This window comes from Algoriphagus aurantiacus (genome assembly GCF_035156405.1).
Lineage (GTDB): Bacteria > Bacteroidota > Bacteroidia > Cytophagales > Cyclobacteriaceae > Algoriphagus > Algoriphagus aurantiacus.
Genome location: NZ_JAXRUT010000035.1, coordinates 36,336 through 50,777, shown reverse-complemented (window position 1 = coordinate 50,777; position 14,442 = coordinate 36,336). Strand labels below are relative to the sequence as shown.

Annotated in this window: 19 protein-coding genes and 1 rRNA gene; 10 read left to right on the top strand and 10 right to left on the bottom strand. The window is 38.7% G+C overall.

Annotated elements, in window-relative coordinates; all coding sequences use genetic code 11:
* The 6 genes from rrf to SYJ56_RS23460 all read left to right on the top strand — a co-directional run.
* Nucleotides 1–98 (top strand): 5S ribosomal RNA (gene rrf, locus SYJ56_RS23485); the annotation flags it as partial.
* Nucleotides 99–212: 114 nt separating this feature from the next.
* Nucleotides 213–1,457 (top strand): dihydroorotase, encoded by a 1,245-nt coding sequence (locus SYJ56_RS23480; RefSeq protein ID WP_323838525.1) that lies wholly within the window; start codon nucleotides 213–215, stop codon nucleotides 1,455–1,457.
* Nucleotides 1,450–1,962, top strand: a complete 513-nt coding sequence (locus SYJ56_RS23475) for a DUF4199 domain-containing protein (RefSeq protein ID WP_323838524.1) — start codon at nucleotides 1,450–1,452, stop codon at nucleotides 1,960–1,962. Before SYJ56_RS23480 ends, SYJ56_RS23475 begins: the two co-directional genes overlap by 8 nt.
* 7 nt (nucleotides 1,963–1,969) lie before the next feature.
* Complete coding sequence (locus tag SYJ56_RS23470) at nucleotides 1,970–2,518, top strand: DUF4199 domain-containing protein (RefSeq protein ID WP_323838523.1); 549 nt, start codon at nucleotides 1,970–1,972, stop codon at nucleotides 2,516–2,518.
* A gap of 3 nt (nucleotides 2,519–2,521) precedes the next feature.
* Nucleotides 2,522–3,484 carry a glycosyltransferase family 2 protein gene (locus SYJ56_RS23465; protein ID WP_323838521.1) on the top strand — a complete coding sequence of 321 codons (963 nt, stop codon included), beginning with the start codon at nucleotides 2,522–2,524 and terminating at the stop codon, nucleotides 3,482–3,484.
* Nucleotides 3,484–4,446, top strand: a complete 963-nt coding sequence (locus SYJ56_RS23460; protein ID WP_323838519.1) for a glycosyltransferase family 2 protein — start codon at nucleotides 3,484–3,486, stop codon at nucleotides 4,444–4,446. Before SYJ56_RS23465 ends, SYJ56_RS23460 begins: the two co-directional genes overlap by 1 nt.
* Here the strand turns inward: SYJ56_RS23460 and SYJ56_RS23455 are convergent.
* The gene (locus SYJ56_RS23455; protein WP_323838517.1) at nucleotides 4,443–5,207 is read right to left on the bottom strand and encodes a class I SAM-dependent methyltransferase; all 765 of its coding nucleotides are present in this window, start codon (nucleotides 5,205–5,207) and stop codon (nucleotides 4,443–4,445) included. The genes SYJ56_RS23460 and SYJ56_RS23455 overlap by 4 nt on opposite strands.
* A gap of 182 nt (nucleotides 5,208–5,389) precedes the next feature.
* Between SYJ56_RS23455 and SYJ56_RS23450 the strand changes: the two genes are divergently transcribed.
* A complete protein-coding gene (locus SYJ56_RS23450) occupies nucleotides 5,390–6,883 on the top strand; it encodes a TolC family protein (protein ID WP_323838515.1) in 1,494 nt (497 codons plus the stop codon).
* Nucleotides 6,884–6,898: 15 nt separating this feature from the next.
* Here the strand turns inward: SYJ56_RS23450 and SYJ56_RS23445 are convergent, their stop codons facing one another.
* From SYJ56_RS23445 to SYJ56_RS23405, 9 genes are all read right to left on the bottom strand, one after another.
* Nucleotides 6,899–7,243, bottom strand: a complete 345-nt coding sequence (locus SYJ56_RS23445; protein ID WP_323838513.1) for a hypothetical protein — start codon at nucleotides 7,241–7,243, stop codon at nucleotides 6,899–6,901.
* Between the two features lie 59 nt (nucleotides 7,244–7,302).
* Entirely contained in the window at nucleotides 7,303–7,482 is a 180-nt protein-coding gene (locus SYJ56_RS23440) for a type II toxin-antitoxin system antitoxin (RefSeq protein ID WP_323838511.1), read from the bottom strand.
* A 3-nt stretch (nucleotides 7,483–7,485) separates the two neighbouring features.
* On the bottom strand, nucleotides 7,486–7,974 hold the full coding sequence (locus SYJ56_RS23435; protein ID WP_323838509.1) for a hypothetical protein: 489 nt from the start codon (nucleotides 7,972–7,974) through the stop codon (nucleotides 7,486–7,488).
* A 5-nt stretch (nucleotides 7,975–7,979) separates the two neighbouring features.
* A complete protein-coding gene (locus tag SYJ56_RS23430; protein WP_323838508.1) occupies nucleotides 7,980–8,831 on the bottom strand; it encodes an SPFH domain-containing protein in 852 nt (283 codons plus the stop codon).
* Between the two features lie 118 nt (nucleotides 8,832–8,949).
* The gene (ftsY, locus tag SYJ56_RS23425) at nucleotides 8,950–9,906 is read right to left on the bottom strand and encodes a signal recognition particle-docking protein FtsY (protein WP_323838506.1); all 957 of its coding nucleotides are present in this window, start codon (nucleotides 9,904–9,906) and stop codon (nucleotides 8,950–8,952) included.
* A gap of 91 nt (nucleotides 9,907–9,997) precedes the next feature.
* On the bottom strand, nucleotides 9,998–10,150 hold the full coding sequence (locus SYJ56_RS23420) for a DUF4295 domain-containing protein (RefSeq protein ID WP_082632367.1): 153 nt from the start codon (nucleotides 10,148–10,150) through the stop codon (nucleotides 9,998–10,000).
* A 37-nt stretch (nucleotides 10,151–10,187) separates the two neighbouring features.
* Entirely contained in the window at nucleotides 10,188–10,370 is a 183-nt protein-coding gene (rpmG, locus tag SYJ56_RS23415; protein ID WP_057939355.1) for a 50S ribosomal protein L33, read from the bottom strand.
* Nucleotides 10,371–10,401: 31 nt separating this feature from the next.
* Nucleotides 10,402–10,644 (bottom strand): 50S ribosomal protein L28, encoded by a 243-nt coding sequence (gene rpmB, locus SYJ56_RS23410; protein WP_057939354.1) that lies wholly within the window; start codon nucleotides 10,642–10,644, stop codon nucleotides 10,402–10,404.
* Between the two features lie 102 nt (nucleotides 10,645–10,746).
* Nucleotides 10,747–10,905: a DUF5522 domain-containing protein gene (locus SYJ56_RS23405; RefSeq protein ID WP_323838499.1), complete on the bottom strand. Its 159-nt coding sequence runs from the start codon at nucleotides 10,903–10,905 to the stop codon at nucleotides 10,747–10,749.
* 74 nt (nucleotides 10,906–10,979) lie between these two features.
* On the opposite strand from SYJ56_RS23405, the gene rocD reads away from it, so the two are divergent.
* From rocD to hemB, 3 genes are all read left to right on the top strand, one after another.
* Nucleotides 10,980–12,215, top strand: a complete 1,236-nt coding sequence (gene rocD, locus SYJ56_RS23400) for an ornithine--oxo-acid transaminase (RefSeq protein WP_323838497.1) — start codon at nucleotides 10,980–10,982, stop codon at nucleotides 12,213–12,215.
* Between the two features lie 117 nt (nucleotides 12,216–12,332).
* Nucleotides 12,333–12,986: an HAD family hydrolase gene (locus SYJ56_RS23395; RefSeq protein WP_323838495.1), complete on the top strand. Its 654-nt coding sequence runs from the start codon at nucleotides 12,333–12,335 to the stop codon at nucleotides 12,984–12,986.
* 3 nt (nucleotides 12,987–12,989) lie between these two features.
* A complete protein-coding gene (hemB, locus tag SYJ56_RS23390) occupies nucleotides 12,990–13,958 on the top strand; it encodes a porphobilinogen synthase (RefSeq protein WP_323838493.1) in 969 nt (322 codons plus the stop codon).
* Nucleotides 13,959–14,442: the final 484 nt, after the last annotated feature.

The following is a 14,442-nucleotide window of genomic DNA, read 5'->3' as shown; positions in this document are numbered from 1 at the left end:
GCAGGGGTCCCACCTCTTCCCATCCCGAACAGAGAAGTTAAGCCCTGCAGCGCCGATGGTACTGGGGTTACACCCGGGAGAGTAGGTCGCCGCCTCATTTATTCTAAAGCCAGCTTTTATAGCTGGCTTTTTGCGTTTTATAAAAGCCTTATTTTGTAATACTATTTTTCATTTTTAGAATATTATTGCAGCTTTGCATCAAAGTAAATTTAATGTCTATTCTATTTAAAGGCCTCCGTATTATTCATCCTGATGGTTTAGAAGAATCAAAGGATTATGTTTTTGAAAATGGAGAGTTTAAGCTTGCTTCTGCTAGCAATACATCAAAATCCGATCAGGAAATAAATGCATCTAGGTGGCTATTATCAACAGGTTGGATTGATCTTAGGTGTGGTATGGGGGAGCCAGGGCTGGAATATAAGGAGTCTATTGAAAGCCTAGCTGAATCGTTAACCGCAAGTGGTTTTTCAGCAGCTGTAATCTTGCCGAATACTCTTCCAGTTATTCAGTCCAAAGGAGATGTTGATTTTGTGCTGAATCGAGCCAAAAGATATACTCCTGAATTCTTGATTCAGGGTGCAGTAACGAAGGATACTGATGGTGAAAATTTTACCGAAATTCTTGATATGCATCATCAGTCAGGTGTTTCTGTTTTTGGAGAAGGGTTGAAGCCTTTAGCAAATGGAGACCGATATATGAAGATACTTCAGTATCTCCAAAAGTTTAATGGTGTACTCTTTGACCATGCTTATGATCCTTTATTAGCCATTTTCGGGCACATGCACGAGGGAGAAAATTCTACCAAGCTCGGGGTGAAGGGTATTCCAAATTTGGCAGAAGATGTGGCAATTCAGAGAAATCTTGAAATCATTCGATATACAGGGGGACGTGTTCATTTTCAGACAATCAATACAGCAAAGGGAGTAAATCTTATAAGAGAGGCAAAAGCTGAAGGTCTTAATGTAACTGCGGACGTATCGATTTATCAATTGCTTTTCACTGATGGAGACTTAATGGATTTTGATCCAAATCTTAAAGTACTACCACCTTTCAGAGGGGATTTAGATAGAGAAGCTTTGATTGAAGGTATCAAGGATGGAACAATCGATGCATTGGTAAGTAATCATCAGCCAGAAGATCGAGATTCTAAGTTTATGGAATTTGATCTGGCTAATTTTGGAATGGTAGGTTTACAAACATTTCTTCCAGCAATGATTTTACTTGAAAAAGAACTTGGTTGGGCTCTTTTAATTGAAAAGATCACGACTGGACCTAAGGAATTACTGCCTCATGAATTAACTCAGTCTTGGACAATTTTTGATCCAGAAGCCGAATGGACTTACAATGAAAAGTCAAATAAATCTCTTTCTTCTAATTCACCATGGTATGGAAAAGTTCTAAAAGGCCAGGTAAAATATGTGATTCAAAAAGGTCAGTTAATAGAAGTGGATGTATAAGTACTTTAGTTCATCCTACAAATTTGGAAGTATAGCGGGTGTATTAAGTATCCTTGCTTTTATCGCTCTTTCATTCTTATATCCAGATCCTACTAATTTGAATCTGATATTTGGGTATGTTATTACACCGATCGCTATTTTTCTAGCCATCAAATTTTTCAAAGAGTATAGCAATAATGGCTATTTATCTTTTGCAGAGGGCATGTCGGTAGGATTTGTTACCTATGTGTTAGAATCAGTAATTTCTTTAGTTGGCATATGGATTCTGTTACTAATACATCCTGATTTATTTGATCAAATAAAACTTTCTAAGCTTGAAGTATTAGCAAAAAGCAAAGACTCTATAATCGCCCAGGTCGGTGAAAGTTCGTTTGATTTGACCTTGGAAAGTATCAAAAATATGGTTCCATTTGACATAGCGTTGAATGATGCGTTGTGGAAAATCATTCCTGGTCTGTTTTTTACTATTATTATATCTATTATTTTGAGGAAAAATCCTAACTAACGAACTCATGGAAGAACAACAATCCCCTTTTCAGGCAGCAATAAAGCCAGGGCTAACAATTGGCTTAGTGTCTTTGGCTATTACCTTTTTGGCTTATTTTGTAGATTCATCTTTATTGGCATCAGGATGGTTTGGCTTGGTGTCGCTGGCTATTGCGGTGGCATTAGTTATTTATTTTGGTATTCAATATCGAAATGAACGGGGAGGCTTCATGTCATTTGGTAGTGCCTTTAACTTTAGTTTTATTTCTTTGGTTATCTCAGCTTTGATAGGCACAATCGGTCTTATGCTTCTTTATCAGGTAGTAGACCCTTCACTTCCACAAGTACTTGCGGATCAGACTTTCCAAACTACATTGGACACAATGGAGAAATTTGGTGCTTCTGCAGATTCCTTACCGCCTGAGCAATTAGAAGAAATGCGAAAGGCGACATTGGATGGTTTTACGGTTACCGGACAATTAAAAGGTTTTGGCTTTATTTTGATTTTTTACGCAATAGTTGCCTTAATTTTGGGAGCGATCTTAAAGAAAAAAGATAAGTCTCTCGATTATTAAATTATGCCCCAAATTTCAGTTGTAGTTCCTGTATTTAACGAAGAGGAGTCACTGCCTGAATTAACTCAATGGATTAGCCGTGTCATGCATGATCACGGCTTTTCTTATGAGTTGATTTTTATAAATGATGGTAGTTCTGACAACTCATGGAGTATTATTAATTCACTATCTCATGATTCTAATGAGGTGAAAGGAATCAATTTTACCAGAAACTATGGGAAGTCAGCTGCGCTTGATGCGGGGTTTAAAAAGGCATGTGGTGATGTCGTAATCACTATGGATGCTGATCTACAGGATAATCCAGACGAAATCCCCGGATTGTATGTAATGGTTACTGAAGGGAAATTTGATGTGGTATCTGGTTGGAAAAAAGAGCGTCATGACCCAATTGGCAAAACTATCCCTTCCCGCTTTTTTAATGGGGTGACACGATGGATCTCGGGCATCAGATTGCATGATTTTAATTGTGGGTTGAAAGCCTACCGTCTCAAGGTTGTAAAGAATATTCAGATCTATGGAGAGATGCACAGATACATCCCCTTACTTGCCAAGTGGAATGGATTTGGCAAAATAGGAGAAAAAGTGGTTCAGCATCAGGCAAGAAAATATGGGTATTCTAAATTTGGAATTGAACGTTTCTTGAATGGGTTTTTGGATTTAATCTCTGTTTCTTTTGTCCATCGCTATAAAAAGAAGCCCATGCATTTTTTCGGTTTTTTAGGGAGTTTTTCTTTTTTGACAGGCTTTATTATTACCTGTTGGTTGATTTTTGAAAAAGTTTATGGATTAAGTAAAGGTCATAAAGTACGGGAAATCACTGAGCAGCCTTTATTCTTTTTAGCATTGGTTGCCTTGATTATCGGAGTACAGTTATTCGTGACTGGATTTATTGCCGAATTGATGACTTCCAATCAGTCCAAGGAGACAGAATATAAAATTGATGAAGAGATAAACTTTGACTTTTGATGAAGTTTTCGGTAATCATACCGGTTTATAATCGACCTGAAGAGTTATGCGAATTACTACAAAGCCTAATAAAACAGAGCTATGTGGATTTTGAAATTGTAGTGATCGAGGACGGTTCCAGTATTGATTCTAGAGATATTATTGAAAGATTTAGAGCTGATCTTTCAATCCAATATTTAGTTCAAAATAACACTGGGCAAGGATTTGCCAGAAACAATGGTATGAAAATCGCCGAAGGGGATTTTTTTGCCGTGCTGGATTCTGATGTGATTTTGCCTTCCGATTATTTAAGTAAGCTCGCGAGTGCCATCCAGTGTAGAAATCTTGATGCTTTTGGAGGTCCAGATGCTGCTAATGATGATTTTTCTGCTTTGCAAAAAGCGATGGATTTTGCCATGACATCCTTTTGGACTACGGGCGGTATTCGTGGTAAAATGAAAGATCCATCTAAGTATCAAGCCCGTGGATTTAATATGGGTGTATCTCGAAAAGTATTTGAGGTCACGGGTGGTTTTGTAGATCCAAATCAGGGAGAGGATATCGAATGGAGTATCCGTATAAAGAAGGCAGGATTCCGTCTTGAATTGGTTGAAGAAGCTTTCGTGTATCACAAGCGGAAAAACACAGTTCTTACATTTGCTGAGCAAGCATTTTCATTTGGTAGAAATAGAGTGAATGTGTCAAGGTTTCACCCTGGCGCTATCAAGCTTGTTCATTGGTTGCCTACGGGTTTTTTGCTTTTTTGCCTGACTATTCCGCTTTTCTATTTTGTGAATAAACCCTTGTTTCAACTCACAACAATCCTGTTTTTAATCTGGAGCACATGTGTATTACTCTCGTCAGCGATTCAATATAAATCTGCGAAAGTTGGATTTTTGAGTTGGATCACTTCTATCGCCCAACTTTGGTCATATGGCATCGGATTGCCATTAGAGCTTTTTAGAAAATTGGTCAAAGGTTAATTCCCCTTTCTACATACAAAGATCACCTCTTCAGCGGGAAGTGCATTTTGCTTTACTATTTCAGGAGATAGGGCTTTCACAAATAAATTCTCTTCGATCAGTATTCCTGATTTTCTAAGGCGCTCTGTATAGTCTTTTCCAAACTTGCGCACATGGTCTCGCTGTCCAAAGACACGTTCCCGTTCTGAAGCATCAGTGATATTCTTGTCCTCTAAGGTTTTTTCGATAGGGTATACAGGTGACTGGAGTATCCCCCAACCACTTGGTTTCAATACACGATTGAACTCAGCACAGGCTCTTAAGTCATCTTCTACATGCTCCAAGACATGGTTGCAAAAGACGACGTCAAAACTATTTTCAGGAAATGGAATATCGTGTACATCCATTTTTACTTTTGCTAGAGGTGATTCAATGTCTGCGGTGATGTAGTCTAAGTTTGTTAAGGCTTCAAACCGCTCAATAAAACAATGCTCTGGTGCTACATGCAACACTCGAAGTGGGGCTGTAAAAAATTCTGTTTTTTCCTTAAGGTAAAGCCACATCAATCGATGACGTTCAAGAGACAAGCAATTTGGGCAAAGTGCATTTGGCCTTGCAATTCGTCCATATGGCAAAAATTTCTTATAACTATGCTCACAAACTGGGCAGGATACATCCTTGCCAGAATTCATCTGTGCAAAGACTTTCATCACAAAAGGACTTATTCGCTGTAATAACGGTCTAGGTATGTAGCGAATAACAAAACTGATAATGGATTTCATCGATGATATTAATCAGTTCGCAAGTTACTCATTGGGTGAAAAGGAGCGTAGGAAAAGTGAAAATTTTGCCTTTTTAGATTTTTTAGGATTTGAAACGCAATAAGTTTCTTGTTTGTGGGAAATCAATCAGTATTTTAGTTGATGTGAATAGTTTTCCTTTTTCAATTCTAAAAATTGCCTATATGAACCTCAGAAGAATACTTTTTATTAAAGTTCTTTCTATACTACCTATTTTAGGTGCGACTGTCGGATTTGCTGATGCTCAAGAAACGCTAACTTTTACCTTAAAAGAGCTGGTACAACAGGCTAAGGATAATTCACCCGCGGCTCTTCGTGCAAAAACCCAGAGAGAGAACCGCTATTGGCAGTATAGACGGTTCAAATCAAATTATAATCCTCAGTTGCGAATTTCAGGTACAATTCCTCAATATTCCCAATCGTTCAATAATATCACGCAGCCAGACGGTTCGATTGCTTTTCTCCCTGTGAAGCAAAATTTGATGGATTTGGGTTTGGGACTAGAACAGGTGATAGGACTAACCGGGGGAATAATTTCGGTCAATACATCAACTAACAGATTTGATAATTTTCTTTCTAATCCAGGTGAGCCGCAGACAAGGTATTCAGGAGTGCCAGTAAATGTGGCTTTGCAGCAGCCAATTTTCGCATACAATCAGTATAAGTGGGATAAAATGATTGAACCGCTACTGTATGAAGAGAGTAAGCGTGCATATGTGCAAGAGATGGAGGAGGTTTCAATATACGTCACACAATTGTATTTTGAGTACTTGACTGCACAAGTCAATTTTGAGATTGCAACCACAAATCTCAAGAATACCGAAGATATTTTTGAGATTGAAAAGAGGAGAAATGAGCGAGGAATAACGCCAGAAGATGATCTTTTGCAAGTTGAATTAACGGTACTTAATGCACAACAGGCGATGGCAGAGGCCCAGCTTTCCTTAGAAAGTGCTGCATTTGCTATGAATTCTTTCATTGGCTTGAATCAGACTTCTAAGCTCAATCTTGTTTCCCCAATTAATATCCCAGAGTTTGATGTGAATGTAGAACAAGCAATTGACCTGGCATTTCAAAATAGAGCAGAAGCAGTTGAGTATGATCGACAAAAAATAGAAGCAGAATCACAAGTGGCCCAAGCAAAAGGACAACGATTCCAAGTTCAACTGAATGCTAGGTATGGGTACAATAATGCTGCATTTAATTTCCCCGATCTCTATCAGAATCCCAATACTCAGGCGTTAGTAAGCCTTGGTTTTTCGATTCCTATCTTGGACTGGGGAAGAAATAAAGCCAGTATGTCAATGGCAATGGCAAATCAGGAATTGGTTAATTATACAGTAGAGCAGGAGCTGATCAATTTTGAGCAAGAAATTTTCACGATGGCAAAAAACTTCCTGATGATCAAGCAGCGATTAAATGTCACAAAAGTAGCTGACGATGTAGCCCAGCGACGATACGATATTGCGCTTAAAAGATATCAGACAGGCAATGTTACTATAACCAATCTCAATATTGCCCAAAATGAAAAAGACTCTAATAAAAGAGCCTTTTACACATCACTGCGGGATTTTTGGATGGCCTATTATGAACTGAGATCGCTCACTCTATATGACTTCGAAAAGGAAGAATTGCTTTATGTTCCTGAAATGGACTAGCGCATTAGCGCTTCTCTAGGAGTTTTCGTTGATGAACTCTTCCAGTTTCCCCATCTTTTTCTCTAGCTTCTCTATTGATTTAGAGTGCTTATCAATTTTCTTGGTGACTTTCTCTATGTCATTTGGAGAAAGCTTGCCTGCGGAATTATCCTTTTCAAAACCTTCCCTTAAGTCTCGACGTTTTTCTAAAGCTTTCTTATGGTCTTCTCGGTACTTTTCAAGCTTTGCTTCTGCCTTTTCGACTTTTTCTTGAACCTTGGTATTTACCTCGGTAATACTTACTTCTTGGGCTATAGCTTCAGTGGAAGACAGATGAGTCATTCCGCCTAGTAGAAATATTGCAACTATTAACTTTTTCATAGTTTTGGTGATTTTATCTGTTATTTGTTTAAAGGTAAACGCTCAATTCTGCTAATAGTTTATTCTGAGTCGGGCTCTGACCTATCTCTTTTAGGTAAGCGTCCTGCTTTTTTTAGAGATTCTCGGATGATCCATTCGAGTTGGCCATTGGTACTACGGAACTCTTCAGCTGCCCATTTTTCCAGCGCTTTCATCATATTCTCATCCAGCCGTAGTGCAAATGCTTTTTTCTTAGGCATAACTTATTTCTCCATCCAGTTTTCCATAAAGTCCGCTAATTCTTTAGACTTCATTGTTCCTATCAATATTTTTTTCTTTTCTCCTACATCCAAAAGAAGACCTTCATCACCGAGCACAGAGTATGCTCTGGTGGTTCTGTTACCCTTAAATCCCCATCCGCCATAATCTGTGATTGGACTATACTTGATCACTTCGTAGGATTTAACTACTTCTTTTGGAAATTGTCTCCATTTTAGAATGAATGGGAAATATCTGAAGGAAACACTGTCTCTGTCGATTCGAGTCTCCAATTTCAGATTGAAAATTAAACCGAAAATCAAAACCATTGTACCTAGAACTACACCCAGGGCAATTGCCATTTCATGTTTGTCATCAGAAGTGGCATATAATACAATCAATAATATCAGTATTGGCAACTCGGTTAAGATGATTGCATACATGACCCAGCTGCCTAGGTAAGTTTGGCTTTCTTTGAAAATCCGATTGGCCATTTTTGCTATTGATTTAATGTTCCGACATTAAGCACAGGGCTGGCGCTCTTGTCCGAGCAAAGGACTACCATTAGGTTGGATACCATCACCGCTTTTTTCTCATCGTCAAATTCTATGATTTCTTTGAGTTTAAGATCTGCCAAAGCCATTTCTACCATTCCGACTGCGCCTTCTACTATCTTCTGTCGAGCAGCTACGATAGCAGTGGCTTGTTGTCTTTGCAGCATAGCGGAAGCGATTTCCGAAGAATAGGCGAGATGTGATATTCTCGCTTCAATCACCCTAATTCCCGCATGATGAAGGCGTTCGCTGATCTCTTGCTCTAGGGAATGGTTTACATCCTCAACCCCAGACCTCAATGTGATTTCTGCTTCTTCTGCCTCGAAATTATCATAGGGATAGAGTCCAGCCATTTTTCTAATTGCTGCATCAGATTGTAAATGGACAAAGTTTTCGTAGTCATCTACATCAAAAGTAGCTTTGAATGTGTCTTCCACCTGCCAGACGACAATGGTACCTATCATGACTGGATTGCCGATCTTGTCATTGACCTTCACAGGTTTGTTTTCAAAGTTTCTCACCCGAAGTGATATTTTTTTCTTAGTCATAAAAGGGTTAACCCAGTAAAATCCATTTGCTTTCACACTTCCTTTGTAATCACCAAAGAGTAGCAGAACCATTGATTTGTTTGGTTCCACAATGAAAAACCCACCAAGGCAGATCAAGGCCACCACCGTTGATAAAATACCGACTGCTATCATTGTTTGCTGAATAAAAAGTGCTACCGCAAAAATGATAAGTCCAAGAACAAACAGGATCATGAAATATCCTGACATAGGCTTTGTTACTTTTTCCATATTAGTATGATGTTAAAATGATATCATACTAAATTACGCTAAAGTTTGATTAAAGTTCAAATTTTGCAAAAAAAAAATACCCCGATGGTGGTCGGGGTATCTAATTAAATATGGTTTTTTATTTCTTCGTGAAGAGGGAATCTACAAACTCTTTTCGGTTGAAAATCTGTAAGTCTGTCATCTTTTCGCCTACTCCAATGTATTTGACAGGAATTTTAAATTGGTCTGAGATGCCGATTACTACTCCGCCTTTGGCTGTTCCATCAAGTTTAGTGATGGCAAGTGATGTGATTTCTGTCACTTTAGTAAATTCTTTAGCCTGAATAAATGCATTTTGCCCAGTGGACCCATCCAATACCAATAGGATTTCATGAGGAGCATCCGGGATAAATTTCTGCATGACACGTTTGATTTTTCCAAGCTCATTCATGAGATTCACTTTGGTGTGAAGTCGGCCTGCAGTATCGATAATTACCACGTCGGCATTTGTATCTACTCCTTGCTTTACCGCATCAAATGCAACGGATGCAGGATCTGTATTCATGCCGTGGGAAACCACTGGTACACCGACTCTTTCGCCCCAGAGAATCAGCTGTTCGACAGCAGCTGCTCTAAATGTATCTGCAGCTCCTAATATCACGGACTTTCCAGCTGACTGGAAAAGATTAGCAAGTTTGCCTATGGTGGTTGTTTTACCCACCCCATTTACGCCTACTACCATGATCACATAGGGTTTTTTACCCTCGGGTAAATCAAAATCCAGCAGATCTTGTGAGTTATTTTCTTTGAGAAGATTTTCAATTTCTTCTTTCAAAATAACGTCTAGTTCGGCCGTATTGACATATTTGTCCCTTGCGACTCGTTCTTCAATTCGTCGGATGACTTTGATAGTGGTATCTACACCCACATCAGAAGTGATCAGAATTTCTTCCAATTCATCCAGAACCTCGTCGTCAACTTTGGACTTGCCTACTACGGCTTTACTGAGTTTTGTAAAAATATTTTCGCTTGATTTCTGAAGGCCTTGATCGAGGCTTTCTTTCTTGTCTTTTGAAAAGAAACCAAAGATTCCCATGCTTGTGCGTTTTAAAATTGGAATATAACGAAAAAGTCCCTGCTGACCGATGGACAGAGGGACTAGAATGCCTTATGTTGCGATTCGCAACTTATTTTTTCAAGGTTTCCTGTACCAAAGGGGAAGGAACCATTTCTTCTCTGAAGGTATAAGCGCCAGTCTTCTCAGATCTTACCGCTTTGATTACTTTGGCGTAAGACACGCCACCTTCTTTTTTAAGGGTTGCTACTACTTTCTTAGCCATGGTCTTGTTGTTTTAACGGAATTGCTTCCGAGCTAGATTACTTAATTTCTTTATGAACAGTTACTTTCTTCATGATTGGGTTGAATTTTTTCAATTCCAATCTTTCAGTAGTATTTTTTCTATTCTTGGTAGTGATGTATCTTGAAGTACCTGGCAAGCCAGAAGCTTTATGCTCCGTGCATTCCATAATCACTTGTACTCTATTGCCTTTCTTAGCCATCTTTGTATTGATTTAAGGGTCGTGACCTTGATTATCTGATTACAATCATCCCGTTATCCTGAGCTTCTTTCAAAACCGCAGTGATACCTTTCTTATTGATAGTCTTCAATGCCTTAGTACAAACTTTCAAAGTGATCCATGCATCCTCTTCTGGAACGTAGAACGTCTTCTTATGAAGATTTGGGTAGAACCTACGCTTAGTTTTGTTGTTTGCATGGGAGACGTTGTTACCTACTCGAGGTCTTTTTCCGGTAATGTCACAAACTTTTGCCATGGTAATGTATAGTAAATTGTATCCGTTTCTGTAATGAGTCTGCAAATATCGGAACTTTTCGGGGATTTGCAACAAAGCATTTCAAAAATATTCCCTTTTATCTCAGGCTTTTGGGAAGGGACAGTGTTTGCACCCACTCCCACAGCAATACCCGCGTTTTAAGTGATATTTTTTGGTGAAAACCATCAGTCCTTGATCATTGAAATAAAAGTCTTCCGAACTTAATGCTGGTGCTAGAAGAGGCTTCTTGAGATCTTTCATGGTTAGGGCAAAGGCAATTACTATATTTGGACTTGACGAGTCCTTATTGTATAGTACACAAAATTACGAAAAACATGCAGACTATCACTTCAAGTGAGCAAGCAATAGAGTTGGAAGATAAATACGGTGCACATAACTATCATCCATTACCTGTCGTACTGGCTAAGGGCGAAGGTGTTTTTCTATGGGATGTAGAAGGCAAGCGTTACTATGATTTCTTATCAGCCTATTCTGCGGTAAACCAAGGACATTGTCATCCTCGTATCAAAGATGCTTTAATAGAGCAGGCGAGCACTTTGACTTTGACTTCCCGAGCTTTTCATAATGATGTGCTTGGCCCTTTCGAGAAATATGTCACTGACTATTTTGGTTTTGATAAAGTGCTTCCGATGAATACGGGAGCCGAAGGAGTGGAGACTGCTATTAAAATCGCTAGAAAATGGGGATACGAGAAAAAAGGGGTAGATGAAAATCGAGCTAAGATTGTTGTAGCTGAAAATAACTTTCATGGCAGAACTACTACGATCATTTCGTTTTCTAATGATGAGAATGCACGGAAAAACTTCGGTCCTTACACAGCTGGATTTGTCAAGATCCCTTTTGATGATATTTATACATTAAAGACCGTTCTAGCAAACCCGGATGTGGTGGCATTCCTGGTTGAGCCTATTCAAGGCGAGGCAGGAGTGTATGTGCCTGGTGAAAATTATCTAAAAGAAGCAAAAGCTGCATGCGAAGCGAAGAATGTACTTTTTATCGCTGATGAGATTCAAACGGGAATAGCTCGCACTGGGAAATTGCTTGCAGTAGATCATGAAAACGTAAGACCGGATATCTTGATTTTGGGTAAAGCCGTTTCAGGTGGATTTTATCCTGTTTCCCTTGTTTTGGCAGATGATGCGGTGATGAATGTGATCAAACCTGGGCAGCATGGATCGACCTTCGGTGGTAATCCACTTGGTGCACGAGTAGCAATGACAGCGCTAGAGGTAGTGAAAGATGAAAAACTGGCTGAAAATGCAGAGAAGTTGGGTAATGTTTTTAGAATGAGGATGCAGAAACTTGTAGAAAAATCAGATCTCGTGAAGTTAGTAAGAGGCAAAGGTCTTCTCAATGCAATAGTCATCAATGACTCAGAAGAAAGTAGCACCGCATGGGATATTTGTATTGCTCTTAAAGACAATGGTCTTTTGGCGAAGCCTACACATGGAAATATCATCCGCTTTGCTCCACCACTGGTAATGACAGAAGAGCAGGTTCACGAGTGTAGTGATATTATAGAGAAGACAATAGCTACTTTTGAAAAATAGAGGGCAGTATTTGTCCGTTGTTTGAATTAACCCTCCCCTCCCTCATATTGTGGAACTTGGGAGGGTTTTTTAGTGTCTTATGTTTAATTTTACGACTATAAAAAACTGAACCAACACATGTTAAAAGCTGTCATATTTGATATGGATGGAGTAATATGTCATACCAATCCATTTCATTCCATTGCCTTCCAACAATTTTTTTCGAAGCGAAACCTTAACCCTAGTGAAGCAGAGTATGTAGAACATATGTACGGGAAAAATAACGGTTATATTCTAAGTCACTTCCTAGGTAGGAAGATAGAGGGAGAAGAGCTGGCTTTGCTTGAAGAAGAGAAAGAAGGGCTTTTCAGAGAGATTTACAAATCGGAAGTTGACCCGATTTCTGGATTTATGGAGTTTTTTGAAAAGCTAAAATTAGAAGATTTGCTTACGGCCGTTGCAACTTCAGCCCCAAGGGCAAATCTTGATTTGATTATCAGTACGCTTGGGATTGGGAATCAGATGCAGTCCCAGCTTGCCTCAGAAGATGTGTCAAAGCATAAGCCTGATCCTGAGGTTTATCTGAAGAGCGCGATGAAACTTGGGGTGAAACCTGAAAATTGTCTGGTATTTGAGGATTCTTTCTCAGGGGCTAGTGCAGGTTTGAATGCAGGTATGAAAGTAGTCGGCGTGCTTTCTAGTCATTCAAAAGAACAGTTGCCAAGTTGTGATCTATATATAAAGGATTACACAGAATTAGACGTTGTACAGATTCATCAAATTTTCAATTAAATAATGCTAAGAAGACCCAGAAGAAATCGCAAATCTGAAGCTGTCAGAAATCTGGTGGAGGAGACTAGTCTTTCCGTCAAAGACCTCATTTTCCCAATGTTCCTGGTGGATGGTACCAATAGGAAGGTTGCGATTGATTCCATGCCTGGAATTCACCGATATTCCATAGATACCATGCTTAGCGAGATCGAAAGCTGTTTAAAGCTTGGGATACAGGCTTTTGATGTCTTTCCTGCTTATCCAGATAGTTTGAAGGATACTATAGCTTCAGAAAGCTATAATCCTGAAACTTTTTACTTGAAGGCGCTTCGTGAGATCAAAAAGGAATTCCCAGAAGTTTGTCTGATGTCTGATGTGGCGATGGATCCATATAGTAGTGACGGCCATGATGGTTTGGTGAAGGATGGAAAAATCTTGAATGATGAGACCTTAGAGATTTTGGCCAGAATGTCATTAGCACAGGCAGATGCTGGAGTCGATATCCTCGGTCCATCCGATATGATGGATGGACGAGTAGGTTATATACGTGAATTATTGGATGAAAATGGATATACGGAGACCTCCATAATGTCATATACTGCTAAATACGCCAGTGCGTTCTATGGGCCTTTCCGAGATGCGTTAGATTCTGCACCCAAGTTTGGAGATAAAAAGACGTATCAGATGAATCCTGCCAATTCCCAAGAAGCTTTGATCGAAGGAGACTTAGATACTGATGAAGGGGCGGACTTTCTAATGGTGAAGCCAGCACTGTCATATTTAGATATTATCAGCCTATTAAAACATAACTTCCCCTTGCCGATAGCAGCTTATAATGTGTCGGGTGAATATAGTATGGTGAAGGCTTCGGCGGAAAGAGGATGGATAGAAAATGATAGAGCGATGCTTGAAATATTGTTGAGTATCAAACGTGCGGGGGCGAAAGTAATACTCACCTATTTTGCCAAAGAATATGCAAGATTGGTGAAGTAGGGTCTAGTAATTTATAATTTGAGTAAAAACCGGTCCATACCGGTTTTTTTTATGCCTATAGGTCATAAAATTATCTGCATTGTCAGAAATATTGTTTCTTTTTTGAATGTTGGGTAAAAAAAAATATCATTTTTTTTAAAATTTATATTTTTCGTAAAATCTATCTATTTCGTAAAAAACCTGTTTTTTCTATTATTTTAAAATATTGTTTCAAAAAGGGAGCTTTATTTCTATAAATCTTCTGATTAGTCTGTCGTGTAGTCGATTTCGAAGAATTTTATAGATATTAACCAAATATTATTTTTTAATACAAACAGTTTTCAAAATGACTTAAAATCTATAGAATTTTGCAAATAATGTAAAAAATGGATGTGAATTGATAGTAAAAATTGCTTTTAAATGTATAAAACGTAAAAATTGATTTGTTTTTTTAGCAATAATATAATTACATTCGATTTCTGATTCATTCATCAAACCTATCGTA

Bases quoted from the DNA above. Each gene is read 5' to 3' on its own strand.
- SYJ56_RS23435 (WP_323838509.1), bottom strand. From the start codon at position 7,974: ATGGCCAATCGGATTTTCAAAGAAAGCCAAACTTACCTAGGCAGCTGG.
- SYJ56_RS23395 (WP_323838495.1), top strand. From the start codon at position 12,333: ATGTTAAAAGCTGTCATATTTGATATGGATGGAGTAATATGTCATACC.
- SYJ56_RS23405 (WP_323838499.1), bottom strand. From the start codon at position 10,905: ATGAAAGATCTCAAGAAGCCTCTTCTAGCACCAGCATTAAGTTCGGAA.
- SYJ56_RS23455 (WP_323838517.1), bottom strand. From the start codon at position 5,207: ATGAAATCCATTATCAGTTTTGTTATTCGCTACATACCTAGACCGTTA.
- rocD (WP_323838497.1), top strand. From the start codon at position 10,980: ATGCAGACTATCACTTCAAGTGAGCAAGCAATAGAGTTGGAAGATAAA.
- SYJ56_RS23475 (WP_323838524.1), top strand. From the start codon at position 1,450: ATGTATAAGTACTTTAGTTCATCCTACAAATTTGGAAGTATAGCGGGT.
- SYJ56_RS23470 (WP_323838523.1), top strand. From the start codon at position 1,970: ATGGAAGAACAACAATCCCCTTTTCAGGCAGCAATAAAGCCAGGGCTA.
- rpmB (WP_057939354.1), bottom strand. From the start codon at position 10,644: ATGGCAAAAGTTTGTGACATTACCGGAAAAAGACCTCGAGTAGGTAAC.
- rpmG (WP_057939355.1), bottom strand. From the start codon at position 10,370: ATGGCTAAGAAAGGCAATAGAGTACAAGTGATTATGGAATGCACGGAG.
- ftsY (WP_323838506.1), bottom strand. From the start codon at position 9,906: ATGGGAATCTTTGGTTTCTTTTCAAAAGACAAGAAAGAAAGCCTCGAT.
- SYJ56_RS23430 (WP_323838508.1), bottom strand. From the start codon at position 8,831: ATGGAAAAAGTAACAAAGCCTATGTCAGGATATTTCATGATCCTGTTT.
- SYJ56_RS23450 (WP_323838515.1), top strand. From the start codon at position 5,390: ATGAACCTCAGAAGAATACTTTTTATTAAAGTTCTTTCTATACTACCT.
- SYJ56_RS23440 (WP_323838511.1), bottom strand. From the start codon at position 7,482: ATGCCTAAGAAAAAAGCATTTGCACTACGGCTGGATGAGAATATGATG.
- SYJ56_RS23460 (WP_323838519.1), top strand. From the start codon at position 3,484: ATGAAGTTTTCGGTAATCATACCGGTTTATAATCGACCTGAAGAGTTA.
- hemB (WP_323838493.1), top strand. From the start codon at position 12,990: ATGCTAAGAAGACCCAGAAGAAATCGCAAATCTGAAGCTGTCAGAAAT.
- SYJ56_RS23420 (WP_082632367.1), bottom strand. From the start codon at position 10,150: ATGGCTAAGAAAGTAGTAGCAACCCTTAAAAAAGAAGGTGGCGTGTCT.
- SYJ56_RS23465 (WP_323838521.1), top strand. From the start codon at position 2,522: ATGCCCCAAATTTCAGTTGTAGTTCCTGTATTTAACGAAGAGGAGTCA.
- SYJ56_RS23445 (WP_323838513.1), bottom strand. From the start codon at position 7,243: ATGAAAAAGTTAATAGTTGCAATATTTCTACTAGGCGGAATGACTCAT.
- SYJ56_RS23480 (WP_323838525.1), top strand. From the start codon at position 213: ATGTCTATTCTATTTAAAGGCCTCCGTATTATTCATCCTGATGGTTTA.